General features: G+C 68.2%; 17 protein-coding genes. 6 read left to right on the top strand and 11 right to left on the bottom strand.

All coding sequences use genetic code 11. The features are described 5' to 3' along the window. Positions 1-19: 19 nt before the first annotated feature. From PT015_RS12820 to PT015_RS12810, 3 genes are all read left to right on the top strand, one after another. Positions 20-472: an LGFP repeat-containing protein gene (locus PT015_RS12820; protein ID WP_285184890.1), complete on the top strand. Its 453-nt coding sequence runs from the start codon at positions 20-22 to the stop codon at positions 470-472. A 75-nt stretch (positions 473-547) separates the two neighbouring features. Beyond that, positions 548-1,933 carry an ATP-binding protein gene (locus tag PT015_RS12815; protein WP_285184889.1) on the top strand — a complete coding sequence of 462 codons (1,386 nt, stop codon included), beginning with the start codon at positions 548-550 and terminating at the stop codon, positions 1,931-1,933. Continuing rightward, positions 1,926-3,902, top strand: a complete 1,977-nt coding sequence (locus PT015_RS12810) for a vWA domain-containing protein (RefSeq protein WP_285184887.1) — start codon at positions 1,926-1,928, stop codon at positions 3,900-3,902. The genes PT015_RS12815 and PT015_RS12810 overlap by 8 nt, the downstream gene beginning before the upstream one ends. A 15-nt stretch (positions 3,903-3,917) precedes the next feature. Here the strand turns inward: PT015_RS12810 and PT015_RS12805 are convergent, their stop codons facing one another. The 11 genes from PT015_RS12805 to PT015_RS12755 form a co-directional block, all read right to left on the bottom strand. Then, positions 3,918-4,874 (bottom strand): hypothetical protein, encoded by a 957-nt coding sequence (locus PT015_RS12805; protein WP_285184886.1) that lies wholly within the window; start codon positions 4,872-4,874, stop codon positions 3,918-3,920. Beyond that, entirely contained in the window at positions 4,871-6,556 is a 1,686-nt protein-coding gene (locus tag PT015_RS12800; protein ID WP_285184885.1) for an alpha/beta hydrolase, read from the bottom strand. Before PT015_RS12800 ends, PT015_RS12805 begins: the two co-directional genes overlap by 4 nt. After that, positions 6,553-6,882 (bottom strand): WXG100 family type VII secretion target, encoded by a 330-nt coding sequence (locus tag PT015_RS12795; protein WP_285184884.1) that lies wholly within the window; start codon positions 6,880-6,882, stop codon positions 6,553-6,555. Before PT015_RS12795 ends, PT015_RS12800 begins: the two co-directional genes overlap by 4 nt. Before the next feature lie 78 nt (positions 6,883-6,960). Further along, entirely contained in the window at positions 6,961-7,563 is a 603-nt protein-coding gene (locus PT015_RS12790) for a DUF1707 SHOCT-like domain-containing protein (protein ID WP_285184882.1), read from the bottom strand. Between the two features lie 76 nt (positions 7,564-7,639). Then, entirely contained in the window at positions 7,640-9,016 is a 1,377-nt protein-coding gene (locus tag PT015_RS12785; protein ID WP_285184881.1) for a ClC family H(+)/Cl(-) exchange transporter, read from the bottom strand. 33 nt (positions 9,017-9,049) lie between these two features. After that, a complete protein-coding gene (locus PT015_RS12780; protein ID WP_285184880.1) occupies positions 9,050-9,874 on the bottom strand; it encodes an enoyl-CoA hydratase family protein in 825 nt (274 codons plus the stop codon). After that, complete coding sequence (locus tag PT015_RS12775) at positions 9,874-11,040, bottom strand: acyl-CoA dehydrogenase family protein (RefSeq protein ID WP_285184879.1); 1,167 nt, start codon at positions 11,038-11,040, stop codon at positions 9,874-9,876. Before PT015_RS12775 ends, PT015_RS12780 begins: the two co-directional genes overlap by 1 nt. After that, a complete protein-coding gene (locus PT015_RS12770) occupies positions 11,037-13,022 on the bottom strand; it encodes an acetyl/propionyl/methylcrotonyl-CoA carboxylase subunit alpha (RefSeq protein WP_285184878.1) in 1,986 nt (661 codons plus the stop codon). Before PT015_RS12770 ends, PT015_RS12775 begins: the two co-directional genes overlap by 4 nt. A gap of 5 nt (positions 13,023-13,027) precedes the next feature. Continuing rightward, positions 13,028-14,623, bottom strand: a complete 1,596-nt coding sequence (locus tag PT015_RS12765) for an acyl-CoA carboxylase subunit beta (protein ID WP_285184877.1) — start codon at positions 14,621-14,623, stop codon at positions 13,028-13,030. Next, positions 14,620-15,768: an acyl-CoA dehydrogenase family protein gene (locus tag PT015_RS12760; RefSeq protein WP_285184876.1), complete on the bottom strand. Its 1,149-nt coding sequence runs from the start codon at positions 15,766-15,768 to the stop codon at positions 14,620-14,622. The genes PT015_RS12765 and PT015_RS12760 overlap by 4 nt, the downstream gene beginning before the upstream one ends. Further along, positions 15,765-17,447 (bottom strand): acyclic terpene utilization AtuA family protein, encoded by a 1,683-nt coding sequence (locus PT015_RS12755; protein WP_285191088.1) that lies wholly within the window; start codon positions 17,445-17,447, stop codon positions 15,765-15,767. Before PT015_RS12755 ends, PT015_RS12760 begins: the two co-directional genes overlap by 4 nt. 196 nt (positions 17,448-17,643) lie before the next feature. On the opposite strand from PT015_RS12755, the gene rpmF reads away from it, so the two are divergent. The 3 genes from rpmF (at position 17,644) to PT015_RS12740 (ending at position 20,156) form a co-directional block, all read left to right on the top strand. Beyond that, positions 17,644-17,817 (top strand): 50S ribosomal protein L32, encoded by a 174-nt coding sequence (rpmF, locus tag PT015_RS12750; RefSeq protein ID WP_285184875.1) that lies wholly within the window; start codon positions 17,644-17,646, stop codon positions 17,815-17,817. 108 nt (positions 17,818-17,925) lie between these two features. Further along, complete coding sequence (locus tag PT015_RS12745) at positions 17,926-18,612, top strand: response regulator transcription factor (RefSeq protein ID WP_285184874.1); 687 nt, start codon at positions 17,926-17,928, stop codon at positions 18,610-18,612. Continuing rightward, positions 18,612-20,156, top strand: coding sequence for a HAMP domain-containing sensor histidine kinase (locus PT015_RS12740; protein WP_285184873.1), 1,545 nt, complete (start codon positions 18,612-18,614; stop codon positions 20,154-20,156). Before PT015_RS12745 ends, PT015_RS12740 begins: the two co-directional genes overlap by 1 nt. Positions 20,157-20,182: the final 26 nt, after the last annotated feature.

The following is a 20,182-nucleotide window of genomic DNA, read 5'->3' as shown; positions in this document are numbered from 1 at the left end:
CAGCTCAGCGTCTTCCGGGATGTCGTCTGCAGCGTCGTCGGCGTCGTCGGCCGTCGCGGAACCGTCGTCGAGCGCGGCGGCAGCCACGCCCAGCCCGACGCAGATCGCCGGCAAGAACGGCACGCTGTACACCGTCGAGGGGCCGATCCTGGCCAAGTGGGAGACCCTCAACGACGAGCAGAAGAAGGACCTCGGCGCGCCCTACGACAACCAGAAGAACACCGCTGACAACAGCGGCGTCTACCAGCAGTACGACGGCGGCGTTCTGATCTACAAGAACGGCGGCCCCGTCTACTTCGTCTGGGGCAAGATCCGTGACGCGTGGAACGACGTCCAGGCCTCGCAGGGCAAGCTGGGCTACCCCACCGCCGATGAGATGAAGGAGCCGGACGGCAGCTACAAGTCGACGTTCGAGCACGGCACCGTCACCTGGAAAGAAGGCGACGAGCACGCGACTGTGACCACCAACTAGTCACTCGCATTTTCACCTCGGAGGGCCGGGCAATCGAGATGATTGCCCGGCTTTTCGATTTGTCAGTAGCGTGGAGTGGTGACCGCTGCGAATAACCTGCCCCGAACCGTTGGTGAACTCCGTGCCGCCGGGCACCGCGAACGGGGCGTCAAGCAAGAACTCCGGGAAAATCTGCTCACCGCGCTCGCCGAAGGAGCCGACGTCTGGCCCGGCATCCTGGGGTTCGAGGACACCGTGCTGCCGCAGTTGGAACGGGCGTTGATCGCCGGCCACGACTTCGTCCTGCTGGGTGAGCGCGGCCAGGGCAAGACCCGGTTGCTGCGCGCGCTGATCGGTTTGCTCGACGAGTGGACGCCGGTGATCGCCGGCGCCGAACTCGGCGAGCACCCCTTCAGCCCGATCACCCCGGAGTCGATCCGCAAGGCCGCCACCTCCGGCGACGACCTGCCGATCGAGTGGCGACACCGCAGCGAGCGCTACACCGAGAAGCTGGCCACCCCCGACACCAGCGTCGCCGACCTCGTCGGAGACATCGACCCGATCAAGGTCGCCGAGGGCCGCAGCCTGGGGGACCCGGAAACCATTGCCTACGGCCTGATCCCGCGCGCCCACCGCGGCATCGTCGCCGTCAACGAGCTGCCCGACCTGGCCGAGCGCATCCAGGTGTCGATGCTCAACGTGATGGAGGAGCGCGACATCCAGGTCCGTGGCTACACCCTGCGACTGCCGCTGGACGTGCTGGTCGTCGCCAGCGCCAACCCCGAGGACTACACCAACCGCGGGCGCATCATCACCCCGCTGAAAGACCGCTTCGGCGCCGAGATCCGCACGCATTACCCGCTCGAACTCGACGCCGAGGTCGCGGTGATCACCCAGGAGGCGCATCTGAGCGCGCAGGTGCCCGAGTACCTGACCCAGGTGATCGCCCGCTTCGCCCGCTATCTGCGCGAGTCCAACTCCGTCGACCAGCGGTCCGGGGTGTCGGCGCGCTTCGCGATCGCCGCGGCCGAAACCGTCGCGGCGTCGGCCCGGCACCGTGGCGCGGTGCTGGGGGAGACCGACCCGGTGGCCCGCGTGGTCGATCTGAGCACGATCATCGACGTGCTGCGCGGCAAGCTGGAATTCGAGTCCGGCGAGGAGGGTCGCGAGCAGGCGGTGCTGGAACACCTGTTGCGCCGCGCGACCGCCGACACGGCGTCGCGGGCGCTCGGCGGCATCGATGTGGCGCCGCTGGTCTCCGCGGTCGAGGGCGGATCGGCGGTGACGACGGGTGAGCGGGTCGCGGCGAAGGACGTGCTGGCGGCGCTGCCGGACCTGCCGGTGATCGAGGCGATCGCCGAACGGCTCGGCGCGACCTCCGAGGGCGAACGCGCTGCCGCCCTCGAATTGGCTTTGGAGGCATTGTATTTGGCCAAGCGCATCGATAAGGCGTCCGGCGAGGGTGAAACCGTCTATGGCTAGAAGCCATTCCTCGCGTTATTCGGCGTACACCGGCGGTCCGGATCCACTGGCGCCGCCGGTGGATCTGCGCGAGGCGCTGGAACAGATCGGGCAGGACGTCATGGGCGGCACGTCGCCGCGCCGGGCGCTCTCGGAGTTGCTGCGCCGAGGCACCAAGAGTACGACCGGCGCCGACCGGCTGGCCGCCGAGGCCAACCGGAAGCGTCGGGAGTTGTTGCGCGAGAACAACTTGGACGGCACCCTGCAGGACATCAAGAAGCTGCTCGACGAGGCGGTGCTGGCCGAGCGCAAGGAGCTGGCCCGCGCGCTGGACGACGACGCGCGCTTCGGCGAACTGCAATTGGAGTCGCTGTCGCCCTCGCCGGCCAAGGCCGTGCAGGAGCTGGCCGAGTACGACTGGCGCAGCGCCGAGGCCCGCGAAAAGTACGGCCAGATCAAGGATCTGCTTGGGCGCGAGATGCTCGACCAGCGCTTCGCCGGCATGAAGGAGGCCCTCGAAGGGGCCACCGACGAAGACCGGCAGCGGGTCACCGACATGGTCAACGACCTGAACGAGCTGTTGGACAAGCATGCGCAGGGCAAGGATTCGCCCCAAGACTTCCAAGACTTCATGGACAAGCACGGCGAGTTCTTTCCGGAGAACCCGCAGAACGTCGAGGAGCTGCTCGACTCGCTGGCCAAGCGTGCCGCCGCGGCGCAGCGCTTCCGCAACAGCCTGAGCCCGGACCAGCGTGCCGAGCTGGATGCGTTGGCGCAGCAGGCATTCGGTTCGCCGGCGTTGATGCAGGCGCTCGACCGGCTCGATGGCCACCTGCAGGCGGCCCGGCCCGGCGAAGACTGGGACGGCTCGTCGGAGTTCAGCGGCGACAACCCGCTCGGCATGGGTGAGGGCGCGCAGGCGCTGTCGGACATCGCCGAGTTGGAGCAGCTCGCCGAGCAGCTCTCGCAGAGCTATCCGGGCGCGACCATGGACGACGTCGACCTCGACGCGCTGGCCCGTCAGCTCGGCGACCAGGCCGCGATCGATGCCAAGACGCTGTCCGACCTCGAGAAGGCACTGGTCAATCAGGGCTTCCTGGACCGCAATTCGGACGGTTCCTGGCGGCTGTCGCCCAAGGCGATGCGGCGCCTCGGCGAGACGGCTTTACGCGATGTGGCCCAACAACTTTCGAGCCGACACGGCGAACGTGAGCTGCGCCGGGCCGGTGCCGCGGGCGAGCTCACCGGCGCTACCCGGCCCTGGCAGTTCGGCGACACCGAACCGTGGAACGTCACCCGGACGCTGACCAATGCGGTGCTGCGGCAGGCCGGCACGCGCACGCTGAACGGCCCGCTCGACATCACCGTCGACGACGTCGAGGTGTCGGAGACCGAGACACGCACCCAGGCCGCGGTCGCGTTGCTGGTGGACACGTCGTTCTCGATGGTGATGGAGAACCGGTGGCTGCCGATGAAGCAGACCGCGCTGGCGCTCGACCATCTGGTGCGCACCCGGTTCCGCTCGGATGCGTTGCAGATCATCGCCTTTGGCCGCTATGCACGGACCATGACCAGCGCGGAGTTGATGGGCCTGGAGGGCGTCTACGAGCAGGGCACCAACCTGCACCACGCGCTCGCGCTGGCCGGCCGGCATCTGCGCCGGCATCCCAATGCGCAGCCGGTGCTGCTGGTCGTCACCGATGGCGAGCCGACGGCACACCTCGAGGACTACGGAGACGGCCGCGATTCGTCGGTCTTCTTCGACTACCCGCCGCATCCGCGGACGATCGCCAACACCGTGCGCGGCTTTGACGAGATGGCGCGCCTGGGTGCGCAGGTGACGATCTTCCGGCTTGGCAACGACCCCGGCCTGGCCCGGTTCATCGACCAGGTCGCGCGCCGGGTCGAGGGCCGGGTGGTCGACCCGGATCTCGACGGGCTGGGCGCCGCGGTGGTCGGCGACTATCTGCGCGCGCGCCGTCGGCGGTAACACGGCGCAGCCCAATTACTTTGGGCAGGTATCGAACTGCTTGCGCATCCGCTGCTGCAGCGCCAGGGCGTCGGGGGTGAGGTACTTCTCGGGATGCAGTTCGCCCTCGCTGTTCCGGACGTACCGGCAGGCGCCGACGTCGACCGAGCCGCTGAACTGTGGGGTTTGCGTCGCACCGTCTAAGCGCCAGTTGATGTTGAGCGGGTGCGCGGGTCCGGCACCGGTAATCCCGATGACCGAGACCAGGTCCTGGTAGGCGGAGTCCTGGTTGTGCACCCGCACGCCGAGAGCGCTGATCGTCCCATCGGATCCCACCGCGACCCTGAAGACCTCGACCGGCATCGCGGCCAGTTGCTGATTCACCCGCTGCTGGTCTGCAATGGAGAACGGGAAGGCGGCCCGCCACGACGGCCGGTCGCTGCCAAGCGAGAGCAGGTCGACGTCCAGGCGGGCGGTGTCGCCGAATCCCGCTCGCACGGCAGCGAATACGTCGTCGGCCGGTCCGGCAACCTTTCGGAGGTCGAGATCAGCGGTGGACTTGTTGCGGAAGAGGGTCGCCTCGCCGGCGCCGACGGCCGCCGTCACCTTTCGAAGCCCCTCCGCGTCGGAGGCTACGCCGGGCGGGTCGAGATCGGCGCCGCGCTTGACCACGATGGTCCGGGTCGGGGTCACGGCGAACTCCGCTGTCTGGTCGAACTTCGTGAAGGAGTCGCCGCGCACCTCGTTGATGCGGGCGACGACATCCTCGATCTGTTTGGCGGATGCGTCGGGCACGAACACATTGATGTGGACGGTGGCGCCCCGCTCGAAATCGTTGGTGTAGCTCACCATTGCGTCGTGGACGCCGGGCATGCCCTTGATCGCCTGCTCCAGCTTGTCGGCATCGGGCTTTCGATCGGGTGCGCCGCACCCGCTGAGCGCGAGGCACAGCGCGAGCGCAATCGCCATGAGTGAGCCGATGATTCGCGTCATGGGTGATAGTCCGGGTTGGGGATGGGCAGCCCGAACGGTCCGGGGCCGCTCGGAATGGTGGGCGGTGGCAATACGGGCGGCGTCACCAGGTCCGTGCTCGGCAGACCGCCGAGAACCGCCGCCATGTTGTATCCGCTCATCCGAAGCTGCCTGTTGTCCCCGTCGCGCGCATATTCCGAGTGACCATAGGCGCGCTCGTGCCACTGATTGTCACCGGGTCCCATTCCACTGTTCACCGACAACTCGGTGAAGCCGGGCACGTCCTGCGGCGCGCGACCGAAGGCCCCGAACTCCGGAATGATCTCTGAGACACCGTCATTGACGCCGATCATGTAGTACGCGTGGCCCGGCTGCACACCCAATTGCGACGCGTTGGTCAGCTCGGTGCCGGGCGATCCGTAGAGCACGACGTCGCTGACGGGTGCGCCCTGCTGGAGCGCGAGGCTGGTGACCAGCGACCCGTAGGAGTGCCCGAACGCCGTGATGTGCTGGTCGGAGACGTTGCTGGTGGCGGCGATGCCCTTGTAGAAGCTGTTGAGCGGACCGGCGGCGTCGCGCGCCATGTAGTCGTGCGTGACGCCGACCAGATTGCTCGGCGCGTCATAGCCGAGGTAGGCGATGGAGGCGACGGCGTCTGGGTTGCTGATGCCCGCCTCGGTGCGCATCTTGGAGGCCGAGGCGCGCTGCGTCTCCGCCTCCCGAACCATCGAGTCGACGCTGGAGCTCACCCGCGTGTTCAACCCGCCCGTCGTGACTCCGACGCGTTCGGCGTTGTCGACGTCGCCGATGCCCACCGCGGCCAGCACCTTGAAGGGGTTACTCGTCGTGTCCAGCTCGATCAGGCGGGCGTCCGGACGAGTGGCCAGGGTCTGACTCAGCGAGGTGAGGTCCGCCAGCTTCGCCGGATCGGTGTGCCAGACACCGTTGCGGTCCAGCCAGCCGTTCTGCAGCCGGAGGATCTCGCTCTGCAGCACAGGCTTGTTCAGTGCGCTGCGGATGTCGGTGGGGATGCCCTCGAGGTTACGAATCGAGTCGGGCGACGCAGCCCTGACCAGGTCCTGCTGCGACGGGGTCAGCGAGTGCCACCACTTGGTGACGTCGGTGGGTTCGGTGCCCTTCGGCGGCACCCGCGGCATTGTCGTTGGCGCGCCGCTGGTTTCGGCGTTGACCTGATCGGGCGACAGGTCGCCGTCGGCGCCGCGAATGGCCGCGGCGAGGTCGTCGTCGGCCGCCTGGGCGTCGCTCAGCAACTGCGCGATCGCCAGCATCACCCGGATCTGGGCGTCCCTGATCTCGCGCTGGTCGGCCGCGGAGAACGACGACAGGTTGGCCGGCAGGCTCACCATTCCGGTGCTGTTGTCGATGCTCAGGCGATAGTGGTTGGCGGTCTCGCGAATCTGCGCCAGGCGGTCCTTGATGCCCTGCACCTCGCCGGCGGCCTTCTCCGCGGCCCGGCCGACGGCCTCGCACGCGGCGGCGTGGTCGTCGAGGGTGAGCATCGTGCGATGGGTCGCGGCCTTGGCCGCGTCGGCGGCGTCACCGCCCCAGTCCAGGAATCCCATTGTCTGGCCGATCGCGTTGGATGCGGTGCGGGTGCCGCGGGCTCGGCTGATGGCGGCCTGGAAGACGGTGGTGATGGCTTGCGGATTCCACCGGTCGATATCGGCCAGCGAGATCGTCATTGCATGGGTGGGGTCTCGCCGTGGGTGGCGTTGAGCCGTTCCAATCGCTGCGTGCTGTGCTGGTCCAGGAGGGTGAACTCCGCGACGGTGACGTGCATGTCGCAGGAATGGTTGCCGATGCGATGGAAGTGCTCGGTGCCGGCCGTCTGCCAATCGTCGAGCAGTCCGGCTAGGGCACCGGCCGACGACCCGACCCATCCCGCGTGCGCACCGCTGGCCTCGCTGTGCGAGGACTGATGCGACGACATCAGGGTTTCGCCGTGATCCGCCATGTCGTTGGCCGCCTGGGATACCTCATGGGGCTTGAGCCACACATTGTCGGCCATCGTCACGCTCGCTTTCGCCAGAGCTGTAAATATTACCGTCGGGCGGAGAGCGGTGACGTCGCCTTTTGCCGGGCCGGACTAGCCCTGGGTTTTGCGGTTCTTTCGGCGTACCCCGACGCCGCCCCACAGCGAGAAGCCGTGAATCCGGACGGTCGGCGCGCCGGGCGTACCCTCGCCGGTCACTTCGTGGTCGAAGCCGCCCATCACGCCGTGGCCCTTGATCTCGACGTTGACCTCGGGTGGCAGCAGGATGGTCTGCCCACCCATGATCGAGGTGGCGCGGATCTCGACGTCGGTGGACGTGAAGTCGGCGTAGCGCAGGTCGATCACGCCGCCGCCCCACAGCGCGAACGTCGTCAGCTTCTTGGGCACGTTCCATCGCCCGCGCCGTTCGAACGCGCTCATGATCGCCAACAACAACATCGACGGCGCGGGCTTGGTGGCGCCGCCACGCTGCGGGTTCACCGATGACCCGAGCAGGTCCGATCGCAGCTGGTCGAGTTCGTCGTAGGTGCGCGCCGCGTAGGCCTTGGTAAGTCGATCTTCGTAATCGCTCATCTGCAACTTGCCCTGCGCGGCGGCATCGGTGAGCAGCTGCGCGACCTGAATGCGATCGGTCTCCGCAGCACGCGTCTCGACGTTCTGCTGGTCGCGCGCGCCTCGCTGCGCTGACTTGCTCATCAGTGACGAGCGTACGACGTTGAGATTTTGCTGCAAGGGATGTTCGCCAAACTGATGCGGCGCCCTCAGATTGCGCTCAGGTGTGGTCGGACGCGTTTGCCCGCGCCGCCCGGTGGGCGAGACGGTCATAGATCGGCTCGGAACGCACCGCGACGGCGACGAGCATCGCAACCGCGCATGCGCCCAGCATCGGTGGCAATTGATTGGTGTTGCCGGTCATCTCGGTCGCCAGAATGAGCCCGGTCACCGGGGCATGGACCGATGCGGTGAAGAAGGCGGCCATACCGATCAGCGCGCACGCTCCCAGACTCGGCATGGCGTGCGGCGTGAAGTGCGCGGCGACGAGGCCCACCAACAATCCCGCCTCCGAGCCCAGGACCAGCATCGGCGCGAACAGACCGCCAGGGGTGGCGGCGGCGTAGGAGACGACGCCGAGGGCGAATCGCACCGCGAATATCCCGGCGATCGCCAGCAGGGTGCCGTGACCCAGCAGTGCGCTCTGGGTGAGGTTGTCTCCGCTGCCGGCGAGATCCGGTGCGGCCCAAACGATCAGCCCGACGAGTGCGCCGGTCGCGGCGGCCCGCACCTCCCTTGGCAGTCGGCTGGCGTCGGCGTGCCGCAGCGCCCCCATGACCGCCTCGTTGTAGAGCACCCCGAGCACCCCTGTGACGATGCCGATCGCGAACACCCAGCCAGACTCGAGCAGCCGCGGATCGCCCAGCGGCGGCATGTAGAACTCGTTGTCCGGGGAGACCAGCAGCCGGGCCGCGGCGAAACCGGACCCGGACGCCACCAGGGTGGCGATGGTGGTGCGCGGGTCGAACCGCTTCAGCAGCTCTTCGAGCACGAACACGCCGCCGGCGATCGGCGCGTTGAAGGCGGTGGCCAGCCCGGCCGCGGCCCCACCGGCGACCAGCACCCGCAGGTCCGCCATGTTGCGTCGAGTGAGCGTGGCGACGATGACAGCCGCGCTCCCGCCCATCTGCACCGACGGCCCTTCGCGGCCCAGCGCCATCCCACTGCTGATGGCCAGCAGACCGCCGATGTATTTGATCGGCAGGATGCGGAAGCGGTCGGGCCGCACCCGCCCGTCGGCGACCGCTTCGACTCGCGGGATCCCGCTGCCCTCGGCATGCGGCTCGATGCGGTGCACCAGGGCCGCGGCGATCGCGGCGGCGGCCATACAGACGAGGACTACGACCGCCAATCCCCACCCGCTGCCGTGCGCCCAGTGGGCCAGGTCGGCGCGCAGCCGCGCGCCCCGGTGCAGCAAGAGTTTGAATGTCGCCGCGCTGAGACCGGTGAGGACGCCGACCAACGCGGCGGCGATGACGAAGCCGATGAGGCTCTCGGCGCCCTCGCCTTCGCTGTCGACCGGATGGACGGTGGGTCGCTGCCATCCGGTGAACAAGCTGCGCAGGACGCTTTGCCAGCTGTCGGTCTCGTCGCTCACCCGTCCTGCATAGCGGAGAAACCTGGGCGCGTTTCAGGTGGCCCAGTTGGGCGGGCGCTTCTCGAGGAACGCCATCATGCCCTCGCGTGCCTCGTCCGAGACGAACAGCCGGGCCGACTCGGCGCCCAGCCGTTCGGCGTCACGGTCGAAGCCGTCCAGCACCGCGGCCGTCGTCAACGCCTTCGACGCCGCCAGGCCTTGCGGCGAGCCTTTCCCGATGTCGGCGACCAGCGACCCGACCGCGGCGTCGATGTCGTCGGCTGCCTCGGTGATCAGCCCGATCGAGGCGGCCGTCGCGGCGTCGAACTTCTCGCCGGTCAGGTAGTAGCGGGCGGCCGCGCGGGCCGACAGCTTCGGCAGCAGCGTCAGCGAGATGATCGCCGGCGCCACCCCGATGCGGGCCTCGGTCAACGCGAACGTGCTCTTCGGCCCCGCGACGGCGATGTCGGCCGCGGCCACCAGTCCCATGCCGCCGGCCCGGACGTGGCCGTCCACCGCGACGATCACCGGCAGCGGCGCCTCGACGATCGCCCGCAGCAGCGCCGCCATCTCCCGGGACCGTTGCGCGGTCGCCTCGGCGGGATCGCTGCTCGAGGTTCCCTCGGATGCCGGTTGTGGCGACCCGCTTCGCCCGGCTTCGCCGCCCTCGCGATCGCCACGGAGATCAGCGCCCGCGCAGAAGGTGTTGCCGGTGTGCCCGAGCACCACCACCCGCACCGCGTAATCGGCGGCGGCGTCGCGCAGACCCTCGTGGAGTTGGGTGACCAACGCCGTCGACAGCGCGTTGCGGTTATGCGGCGAATTCAGCGTCAGCCGCGCGGTGTGACCGTCGACGGCGTAGTCGACTACCCGGTCCATCAGTAGCTGCGCGGCAGGCCGAGCGAGGTCTGCGCGACGAAGTTCAGCACCATCTCCCGGCTGACCGGCGCGATCCGGGCCAGTCGTGCCGCGGCCATCATCGCGGCGACGCCGTACTCCTTGGTCAGGCCGTTGCCCCCGAGTGACTGTACGGCCTGGTCCACCGAGCGGTTAGCCGCCTCGGCCGCAGCGTATTTCGCCATGTTGGCGGCGGTGGCCGCGCCACCGTCGTCGCCGGCGTCGTACAGCGACGCGGCCTTCTGCATCATCAGCTTGGCCAGCTCGACCTCGATGTGGCACTGCGCCAACGGATGTGACAGACCCTGGTGTGAGCCGATCGGGGTGCCCCACACCTGCCGGGTCTTCACGTAGTCGGCGGCCCGGTCCAGCGCGAAGCGGCCCATGCCGACGGCGCTGGCGGCTCCCATGATGCGCTCGGGGTTCAGGCCCGCGAAAAGCTGTGCGATGGCGGCATCTTCGGCGCCGACGAGCGCGTCGCTGGGCAGCCGCACGTCGTCCAGGAACACCTGGAACTGCCGCTCGGGGCTGATGATCTCCATGTCGATCGGGGTGTAGGTGAAGCCGGGCGAGTCGGTGGGCACCACGAACAGCGCCGGGCGCAGCTTGCCGGTCTTGGCTTCCTCGGAGCGGGCGACGACGAGCACCGCCTGCGCCTGGTCGACGCCGGAGATGTAGACCTTCTGCCCCTTGAGGATCCAGTCGCTGCCGTCGCGGCGGGCGGTGGTGGTGATCTTGTGTGAGTTGGAGCCGGCGTCGGGTTCGGTGATCGCGAACGCCATCGTCAGCGTGCCGTCGGCGATCCCCGGGATCCAGCGCTTCTTCTGCTCGTCGGTGCCGAACTTCGAGATGATCGTCCCGTTGATGGCGGGGGAGACCACCATCAGCAGCAGCGCGCTACCGGCGGCCGCCATCTCCTCCATCACCAGCGACAGCTCGTACATGCCGGCGCCACCGCCGCCGTACTCCTCGGGCAGGTTGACCCCGAGGAAGCCGAGTTGTCCGGCCTCGGACCACAATTCGTCGGTGTGCTCCTGGGCCCGGGCCTTCTTCAGGTAGTACTCGCTGCCGTACTTCGATGCCCAGTCGGACACCGCCTTACGCAGCGCCCTGCGGTCCTCGTTCTCGATGAAGCTGCTGTCGGTCATGGGGTTTCTCCTTCTGCTTCGGGTGCATCGACGCGTGCCAGCACGGCGCCGACCTCAACTTGTTGGCCGGTATCGACATTGAGTTCTGCGAGCACGCCGTCGGACGGGGCGGTGATGGTGTGCTCCATCTTCATCGCCTCCAGCCAGATCAGCGGCTGCCCGGCGGTGACGGTGTCGCCCACCGCGGCGCCGAGCCGAATCACGTTGCCGGGCATGGGCGCGACCAGCGAGCCCTTCTCGACGGCCGACCCCGGCTCGGGGAAGCGCGGCTGGGCGACCAGGTGCACCGGGCCCTGCGCGGAGTCGACGAAGACGTCGTGTCCGTACCGGGCGACGGTGAAGTGTCGCTCGACTCCGTGGTCGTCGGCTAGCACGACCTCGTGCGGCGTCGCCGACACCAGGTGCACCGATGCGTCGCCGGACACCGTCACACTCGTTCTGCTGAAACGATATTCGACGCGATGTTCCTCGCCTGCAACGTCGACGAAGGTCTTGGCCTGGTAGCCCGACGCCAGGTTGCGCCAGCCGCTGGGCAGCGAGCCCAGCACGGTGGCCGTGGCCCGGTTGTGCGCCGCGTCGGCCAGCGCCGCTGCCACCGCCGACAACCGGACGACGGCGTCGTCGGCCAGCGGGGCGGACAGCTTCGCCAGGTCGTGGGTGTCGAAGAACGCCGTGTCGGTGTCTCCGGCCAGGAAAGCCTTGTGCCGCAACACGTTCACCAGCAGGTCGCGGTTGGTCCGCAGCCCGTGCACCTGCGCCCGGGCCAGCGCGTCGGCGAGCACCAGCGCCGCTTGCCGCCGAGTCGGGGCGTAGGAAATGACCTTGGCCAGCATCGGGTCGTAGTGGATCGACACCACCGAGCCGTCGACGATGCCGGAGTCCAGCCGGATGCCGGTGCGCGCGCCGAGCGAGGCGAACTCGGTGCGGGCCGAGGGCACGTCGATGCGGTGCACCGGGCCGGCCTGCGGCTGCCAGTTCTGCGCCGGGTCCTCGGCGTAGAGTCGCGCCTCGATCGACGAGCCGTGTGCGGCAGGCGGTTCGGCGCCTAGGTGGCCGCCGTCGGCGACCTCGATCTGCAACTCGACGAGGTCCAGGCCGGTGGTCTCCTCGGTGACCGGGTGCTCGACCTGCAGCCGGGTGTTCATCTCCAGGAAGAAGAACTCGCCGTTGTCGTCGGCGAGGAACTCCACCGTGCCCGCGCCGGTGTAGCCGATCGCGCTTGCGGCCAGGCGCGCCGCCTCGAACAGCCTGTCCCGCATCCCCGGTATGCGCTCCACCAATGGTGACGGCGCCTCTTCGATGATCTTCTGATGGCGGCGCTGGATCGAGCACTCGCGCTCGCCGACCGCCCACACCGTGCCGTGCGAGTCGGCCATCACCTGCACCTCGACGTGGTGTCCGGTGGGCAGGTAGCGCTCGCAGAACACCGTCGGGTCACCGAACGCCGACTGCGCCTCGCGCTGGGCGGCGGCGACTTCGCTTGGCAGCGCGTCCAATTGGTCGACCACCCGCATGCCGCGGCCACCGCCACCGGAGGAGGCCTTGACCAGCACCGGCAATTGCGCGGCGGTGACGGTGTCGGGGTCGAGTTCCTCGAGCACCGGGACACCGGCCGCGGACATCATCTTCTTGGACTCGATCTTGGAGCCCATCGCCCGCACCGCGTCGACCGGCGGACCGATCCACGCCAGGCCGGCGGCCTGCACCGCGGCGGCGAAATCGGCATTCTCCGAAAGGAACCCGTAGCCGGGGTGCACGGCATCGGCGCCGGACGCCTTGGCGGCCGCGATGATCGCCTCGGCATCGAGGTAGCTGTTCGTCTGCGGCAGCCGCACCCGGGCGTCGGCCTCCGCGACGTGCGGGGCATCGGCGTCCGGGTCGGTGTACACCGCGACGGTGCCGATGCCGAGGTTGCGGCAGGTGGCGAACACCCGTCGGGCGATCTCGCCGCGGTTGGCCACCAGAACTCGAGTGATTCCCATTTGCGTCACATCCGGAAGACGCCGAAGCTCGACGTCCCCTTGATCGGGCCATTCGCGATGGCGGACAAACACATTCCCAACACGGTGCGGGTATCCCGCGGGTCGATGATGCCGTCGTCGTAGAGCATGCCGGACATCACCATCGGCAGCGACTCGGCCTCGATCTGACCTTCGACCGCGGCCCGCATCGCCGCATCGGCGTCCTCGTCGACCTGTTGCCCACGCGCCTCGGCGGCCGCGCGGCTGACGATCGACAGCACACCGGCCAGTTGCGCGCCGCCCATCACGGCGGACTTGGCGCTCGGCCAGGCGAACAGGAAGCGTGGGTCGTAGGCGCGGCCGCACATGCCGTAGTGCCCGGCCCCGTAGGACGCGCCGATCAGCAGCGAAATATGCGGGACGGTCGAGTTGGAGACGGCGTTGATCATCATCGAGCCGTGCTTGATCATCCCGCCTTCCTCGTAGTCCTTGCCGACCATGTAACCGGTTGTGTTGTGCAGGAACAACAGTGGCGTGTTCGAGCGGTTGGCCAGCTGGATGAACTGGGTGGCCTTCTGTGACTCCTCGCTGAACAGCACGCCGCGGGCGTTGGCGAGGATGCCCAGCGGGTAGCCGTTCAGCCGGGCCCAGCCGGTGACCAGCGACGAGCCGTACATCGCCTTGAACTCGTCGAATTCGGAGCCGTCGACGATGCGGGCGATCACCTCGCGCGGGTCGAACGGGATGCGGAGATCCGCCGGCGCGATGCCGATCAGCTCCTCGGCATCGAACAGCGGCTCGACCACCGGTGCGGGCGTCGGGCCCTGCTTGGTCCAGTTCAGCCGCGCGACGATGCGCCGCCCGATCCGGATCGCGTCCAGTTCGTCGACGGCGAAGTAGTCCCCCAAACCCGATACCCGGGAATGCATTTCGGCGCCGCCGAGGGATTCATCGTCGGACTCCTCGCCGGTGGCCATCTTCACCAGCGGGGGACCGGCGAGGAACACCTTGGAGCGTTCCTTGATCATCACCACGTGATCCGACATGCCGGGGATGTACGCGCCGCCGGCGGTCGAGTTGCCGAACACCAGCGCGATGGTCGGAATGCCGGCCGCCGACAGCCGGGTCAGGTCGCGGAACATCCGTCCGCCCGGGACGAAGATCTCCTTCTGGGTGGGCAGGTCGGCGCCGCCGGATTCCACCAAAGAGATGACGGGAAGCCGGTTTTCGAAGGCGATCTGGTTGGCCCGCAGGATTTTCTTCAGCGTCCACGGGTTGCTGGTTCCGCCCTTGACGGTCGGGTCGTTCGCGACCACCAGACACTCGACGCCCTCGACCACGCCGATGCCGACGACCGTGCTCGCGCCGACGGTGAAGGCGCTGCCGTAGGCGGCCAGTGGGCTGAGTTCCAGGAACGGCGAGTCCTCGTCGAGCAGCAACTCGATCCGCTCGCGGGCGGTCAGCTTGCCGCGGGCATGGTGGCGCTCAACGTATTTCGCGCCACCACCGGCCAGCGCCTTGTCGAGTTCGGCGCCGATCTCCTCGAGCCGCGACTCCGCGGCCGATGCGGCAGCCGCAAAAGCGTCACCCTGGGCATCTAGCAGCGACTTCAGGGCCGTCATGACTGGAATCCCAGCAGCTTGGCGGCCAGCGAGGTGAGGATTTCGGTGGTTCCGCCGCCGATTCCGATGATGCGCATGTCGCGGTATTGGCGTTCGATCTCCGACTCGCGCATGTATCCCATTCCGCCGAACAACTGGACGCCCTGGTTGGCCACCCATTCGCCGGCCTCGACCGCGGTGTTCTTGGCGAAGCACACCTCGGCGATCAGGTTGGTCTCGCCGGCCAGTTGCCGCTCGACCACGTGATGCGAGTAGACGCGGGCGACGTCGATCCGGCGGGCCATCTCGGCCAGCGTGTTCTGCACCGACTGCCGCGAGATCAGCGGCCGGCCGAACGTCTCGCGGTCGCGGCACCACTGCACGGTGATGTCCAGGCAGCGCTGCGCGCTCGAATAAGCCTGCGCGGCAAGGCCGATGCGCTCGGAAACGAAGGCCTCGGCGATTTGGGCGAACCCGGTGTTCTCGACACCGACCAGGTTGGCCACCGGCACCGCGGCGTCGACGTAGGACAGCTCCGCGGTGTCGGAGGACCGCCAACCCATCTTGTCCAACTTGCGGCTCACCTCGAACCCCGGCGTGCCCTTCTCGACGAGCAACAGCGAAACCCCCGCCGCGCCAGGGCCGCCCGTGCGCACCGCGGTCACGACGAAGTCGGCGCGCACCGCCGAGGTGATGTAGGTCTTGGCGCCGTTGACGATGTACTGGTCACCGGACCGGGTCGCGGTGGTGCGTAGGTGCCCGACGTCGGAGCCGCCGCCGGGCTCGGTGATGGCCAGCGAGCCGATCTTCTCCCCGGCCAGCGTCGGGCGGACGAACTCCTCGATCAGCCGCTCGTCGCCGGAGGCGATCATGTGCGGCACCGCGATGCCACAGGTGAACAGCGACGCGAACACCCCACCCGGCACCCCGGCCTGGTGCAGTTCCTCGCAGACGATCACCGCGTCGGCGCCATCACCGCCCCCGCCGCCGACCGACTCGGGGAAGTTGGCCCCCAGCAGGCCGGCTTCGCCTGCGGCACGGTGCAATTCGCGCGGCAACTCGCCGCTGGCCTCCCACTCGTCGATGTGCGGCAGGATCTCGCGTTCGGCGAACGAGCGCACGGTCTTGCGGAGCGCATCGCGCTCCGGCGTGGTCCAGATGTTCACAACAACCCTTCTGGAATGTCGACATGACGGCTACGCAGCCACTCGCCGAGCCCCTTGGCCTGCGGGTCGAACCGCGCCTGATACGCAACGCCCTGACCGAGTATTTCCTCGATGACGAAGTTGATCGCGCGCAGTCTCGGCAGCAGATGCCGGGTCACCGGCAGATCCGCTGTCTCCGGCAACAATTCGCGCAGCAGCTCGACCGTGAGATTGTGGGCCAGCCAGCGCCACTGCTCGTCGGTGCGTACCCAGACACCGACGTTGGCCGAGCCGCCCTTGTCGCCGCTGCGGGCGGCCGCGATAGTGCCCAGCGGCACTCGCCGCGTCGGCCCGTCGGGAAATGGCTCGGGCAGAGCCGGAACCGGGGCCGGCTCGAGCACGAGAGTGTCGGTGGCGCAGGGGATCTCGACCCGGGTCCCGTCGGCGTGCACCGCGGTGTGCGCCACCTGGGCCGCGTCGACGTAGCCGGGGGTGTAGACCCCGTACACCTGGCCGTCGCCCGGCGGCGCGGTGACGGTGAATCCCGGATAGCTGGCCAGCGCCAATTCGACTGCGGCCGAGGAGAACTGGCGGCCCACATTGGCCGGGTCGGGGTCGCGGACCACGCAGCTCAGCAGCGCGCTGGCGCCCTGCTCGGTGTCGGCGTCGACGTGGTCGGTGCGGGCCAGGCTCCACTCCAGCTCGGCGGGCTTCACGCTCAGCGCCGACTCGAGCTGGCGACGGACCAGGTCGGCCTTGGCCTCGATGTCCAGGCCGGTCAGCACGAACGTCGTCGCGTTGCGGAACCCGCCGATGCTGTTCAGCGACACCTTCAGCGTGGGCGGCGGGGCTTCGCCGGTGACGCCGCTGATCCGCACCCGGTCGACGCCGTCGGCGCTCAACTCGATGCTGTCCATCCGGGCCGTCGCGTCGGGGTTCGCGTAGCGCGCGCCGGTGATCTCGTAGAGCAGTTGCGCGGTGACGGTGTCGACGCTGACCAGTCCGCCGGTGCCGGGATGCTTGGTGATCACCGAGGAGCCGTCGGCGTGGATCTCGGCCAGCGGGAAGCCGGCGTAGGTCAGGTCTGGAATTTCGGTGAAGAACGAGTAGTTGCCGCCGGTGGCCTGGACGCCGCATTCGATGACGTGTCCCGCGACGACGGCGCCGGCCAGGCGGTCGTAGTCGGTGCGCTGCCAGCCGAAGTGCGCGGCCGCGGGGCCGACGGTCACCGAGGCGTCGGTGACCCGGCCGGTGACAACGATGTCCGCGCCACTGTTGAGGCAGTCGACGATGCCCCATGCGCCAAGGTATGCGTTCGCAGTCAGGGGCTTACCCAGGCCAAGTTCCTCGGTGCGGCCGGACAGGTCGTCGCCGTCGACGTGGGCCACCCGGACCGGCACGCCCAGGCGCTCGGCCAGCGCGCGCACCGCGTCGGCGAGCCCGGCGGGGTTCAGGCCGCCGGCGTTGGCGACGATGCGCACGCCGCGCTCGTGGGCCAGGCCGAGGCATTCCTCGAGCTGGGTCAGGAAGGTCTTGGCATAGCCGCGCTCGGGATGCTTCATCTTGTCGCGGCCGAGAATCAGCATGGTCAGCTCGGCGAGGTAGTCGCCGGTCAGGTAGTCCAGCTCGCCGCCGGTGAGCATGTCGCGCATGGCGGAATGCCGGTCTCCGTAGAAACCCGAGCAGTTTCCGATGCGCACCGGGGGTGAACCCACCCGTGCCTCCCTCCATTGGGACGTGCCAACCAACCGGTAGGTTAGCCGGTACCCGAGGTGTCGCGTCAAGGCTGCCCGCCGCTGATTTTTGCCCCTAGCTGGTCAGCCATTACTATTGGGCTAATCGTTGCTGCCGGGACATCTTGCGCGGCGACCCACCTACCAGGAGTAAGGCCTGATCATGGCTGTGCCAAAGCGGCGGATGTCGCGCTCGAACACCCGTAGCCGACGCGCGCAGTGGAAGGCTGAGAAGCCCGAACTGGTCGGTGTGACGGTCGCTGGTAAGCAGCACAAGGTGCCTCGTCGTCTGCTCAAGGCGGCGCGCCTCGGTCTGATCGACCTCGACCGCCGCTAACTTTTTAGCCGTGAGCATTGTCTCCGGCGTAATTGCCAGCAATTTGCGGCAGACCGGTTTTGTCGACCTCTCAGCAGGTTCTCAGGGGATTGGATAAAACTGGTGGCTGTGCGAATTCTTGTTGTCGACGACGACCGTGCGGTGCGTGAGTCACTGCGCCGGTCGCTTTCCTTCAATGGTTACTCGGTAGCCCTCGCCGAAGACGGTGTCGAGGCGCTCGAGATGATCTCCGCCGACCGGCCCGACGGGCTCGTGCTCGACGTGATGATGCCGCGGCTCGACGGGCTCGAGGTCTGCCGTCAGCTGCGCAGCACCGGCGACGATCTGCCGATCCTGGTGCTGACCGCCCGCGACACCATCTCCGAGCGCGTCGCAGGACTCGACGCCGGGGCCGACGACTACCTGCCCAAGCCTTTCGCCCTCGAGGAGCTGCTGGCGCGGATGCGCGCATTGCTGCGGCGCACGAGAATCGAAGACGCGTCGGAATCCGTGGCGATGTCCTTCGGTGACCTCACTCTCGATTCGGTGACTCGCGAAGTCACCCGCGGTAGTCGGCAGATCAGCCTGACCCGCACCGAATTCGCTTTGCTGGAAATGCTGATTGCCAATCCGCGACGGGTATTGACGCGTAGCCGCATTCTCGAAGAGGTGTGGGGTTTCGACTTCCCCACGTCGGGTAATGCGCTCGAGGTGTATGTCGGCTACCTGCGTCGCAAGACCGAGGCCAACGGCGAGCCGCGACTGATCCACACCGTGCGTGGGGTCGGTTACGTGCTTCGCGAAACCCCTCCCTGATGCCACTGAAGTCCCTGAAGACACTGTTCCGACGGCGAAGCACAGGTTCGTTGCGAACCAGCACGTCGCTGTCGCTGCGGTGGCGGGTGATGCTGCTGGCGATGTCGATGGTGGCGATGGTGGTCATCCTGATGGCCGTCGCGGTGTACGCGGTGATCTCCGCCGCGCTCTACAAGGACATCGACAACCAGCTGCAGAGCAGGGCCCAGTTGCTGATCGCCAGCGGGTCGCTGGCCGCCGACCCGGCGAAAGCCATTGAGGGAACGGCATATTCGGACGTCAACGCGATGCTGGTGACGCCCGGTCGGTCGATCTTCACCGCCAACCAGGAGGGCCAGACGCTCCCGGTCGGCCAGCAGGAGAAGGCCGTCATCCGCGGTGACCTGTTCATGTCCCGCCGCACCGCCGCCAACCAACGGGTGCTGGCCGTGCATCTACCCAACGGCAGCTCGCTGCTGATTTCCAAGAGCCTCGGTCCAACCGATGCGGTGATGACGAAACTGCGCTGGGTGTTGCTGATCGTCGGTGGCGTCGGCATGGCCGTCGCGGCGGTGGCCGGTGCGCTGGTCACCCAGGCCGGGTTGAGACCGGTGGGCCGCCTGACCGGGGCGGCCGAGCGCGTCGCCCGCACCGACGACCTGCGACCAATCCCGGTCTACGGTAGCGACGAATTGGCAAGGCTCACACAGGCTTTCAACATGATGCTGCGCGCGCTGGCCGAGTCGCGGGATCGGCAGACCCGGCTAGTCGCCGACGCCGGCCACGAGCTGAAGACCCCGCTGACCTCGCTGCGCACCAACATCGAACTGCTGATGGCGTCCAGTGCCCCGGGCGCGCCGCCGATTCCCGAGCAGGAGATGACCGACCTGCGCACCGATGTGATCGCCCAGATCGAGGAATTGTCCACGCTGGTAGGCGATTTGGTCGACCTGACCCGTGGCGATGCCGGCGAGGTGGTGCACGAGCCGGTCGACATGACCGAGGTCATCGACCGGTCGCTGGAACGAGTGCGGCGGCGCCGCATCGATGTCGAGTTCGACGTCGAGGTGGCTCCGTGGGAGGTCTTCGGCGACTCGGCGGGCCTGTCGCGGGCGGTGCTGAACCTGATGGACAACGCGGCCAAGTGGAGCCCGTCCGGTGAGCACGTCGGGGTGCGGCTGCGTCAACTCAACGCAACGCATGCCGAGTTGGTGGTGTCCGACCACGGACCCGGCATCCCGGAGCACGAGCGCGAATTGGTCTTCGAGCGGTTCTTCCGGTCGATCACCGCGCGCGCCGTGCCCGGCTCGGGCCTCGGCCTGGCGATCGTCAAACAGGTGGTGCTCAAGCACGGCGGGGCGCTGCGGGTCGAGGAGACGGTCCCGGGCGGCGAACCGCCGGGCACGTCCATCTATGTGCTGCTTCCCGGCCAGCCGATCGCGGCGGTGGACTACCCGTCCGACGTGGACGCGGCGTCGAATGCCGGGGAACCGGCCACCCCGGGGAACTCTGCAGGAGCGACACACGTTGTCTCAGTCGAATCTCAGACCACGCAGGCAAGGTAGTTGTCCAGTTACTGTTTGGATCTGCA

The sequence above is a fragment of the Candidatus Mycobacterium wuenschmannii genome (genome assembly GCF_030252325.1).
GTDB lineage: Bacteria > Actinomycetota > Actinomycetes > Mycobacteriales > Mycobacteriaceae > Mycobacterium > Mycobacterium wuenschmannii.
Note: the sequence above shows the minus strand (reverse complement) of the source record. Positions and strands in the feature narration are given on the sequence as shown.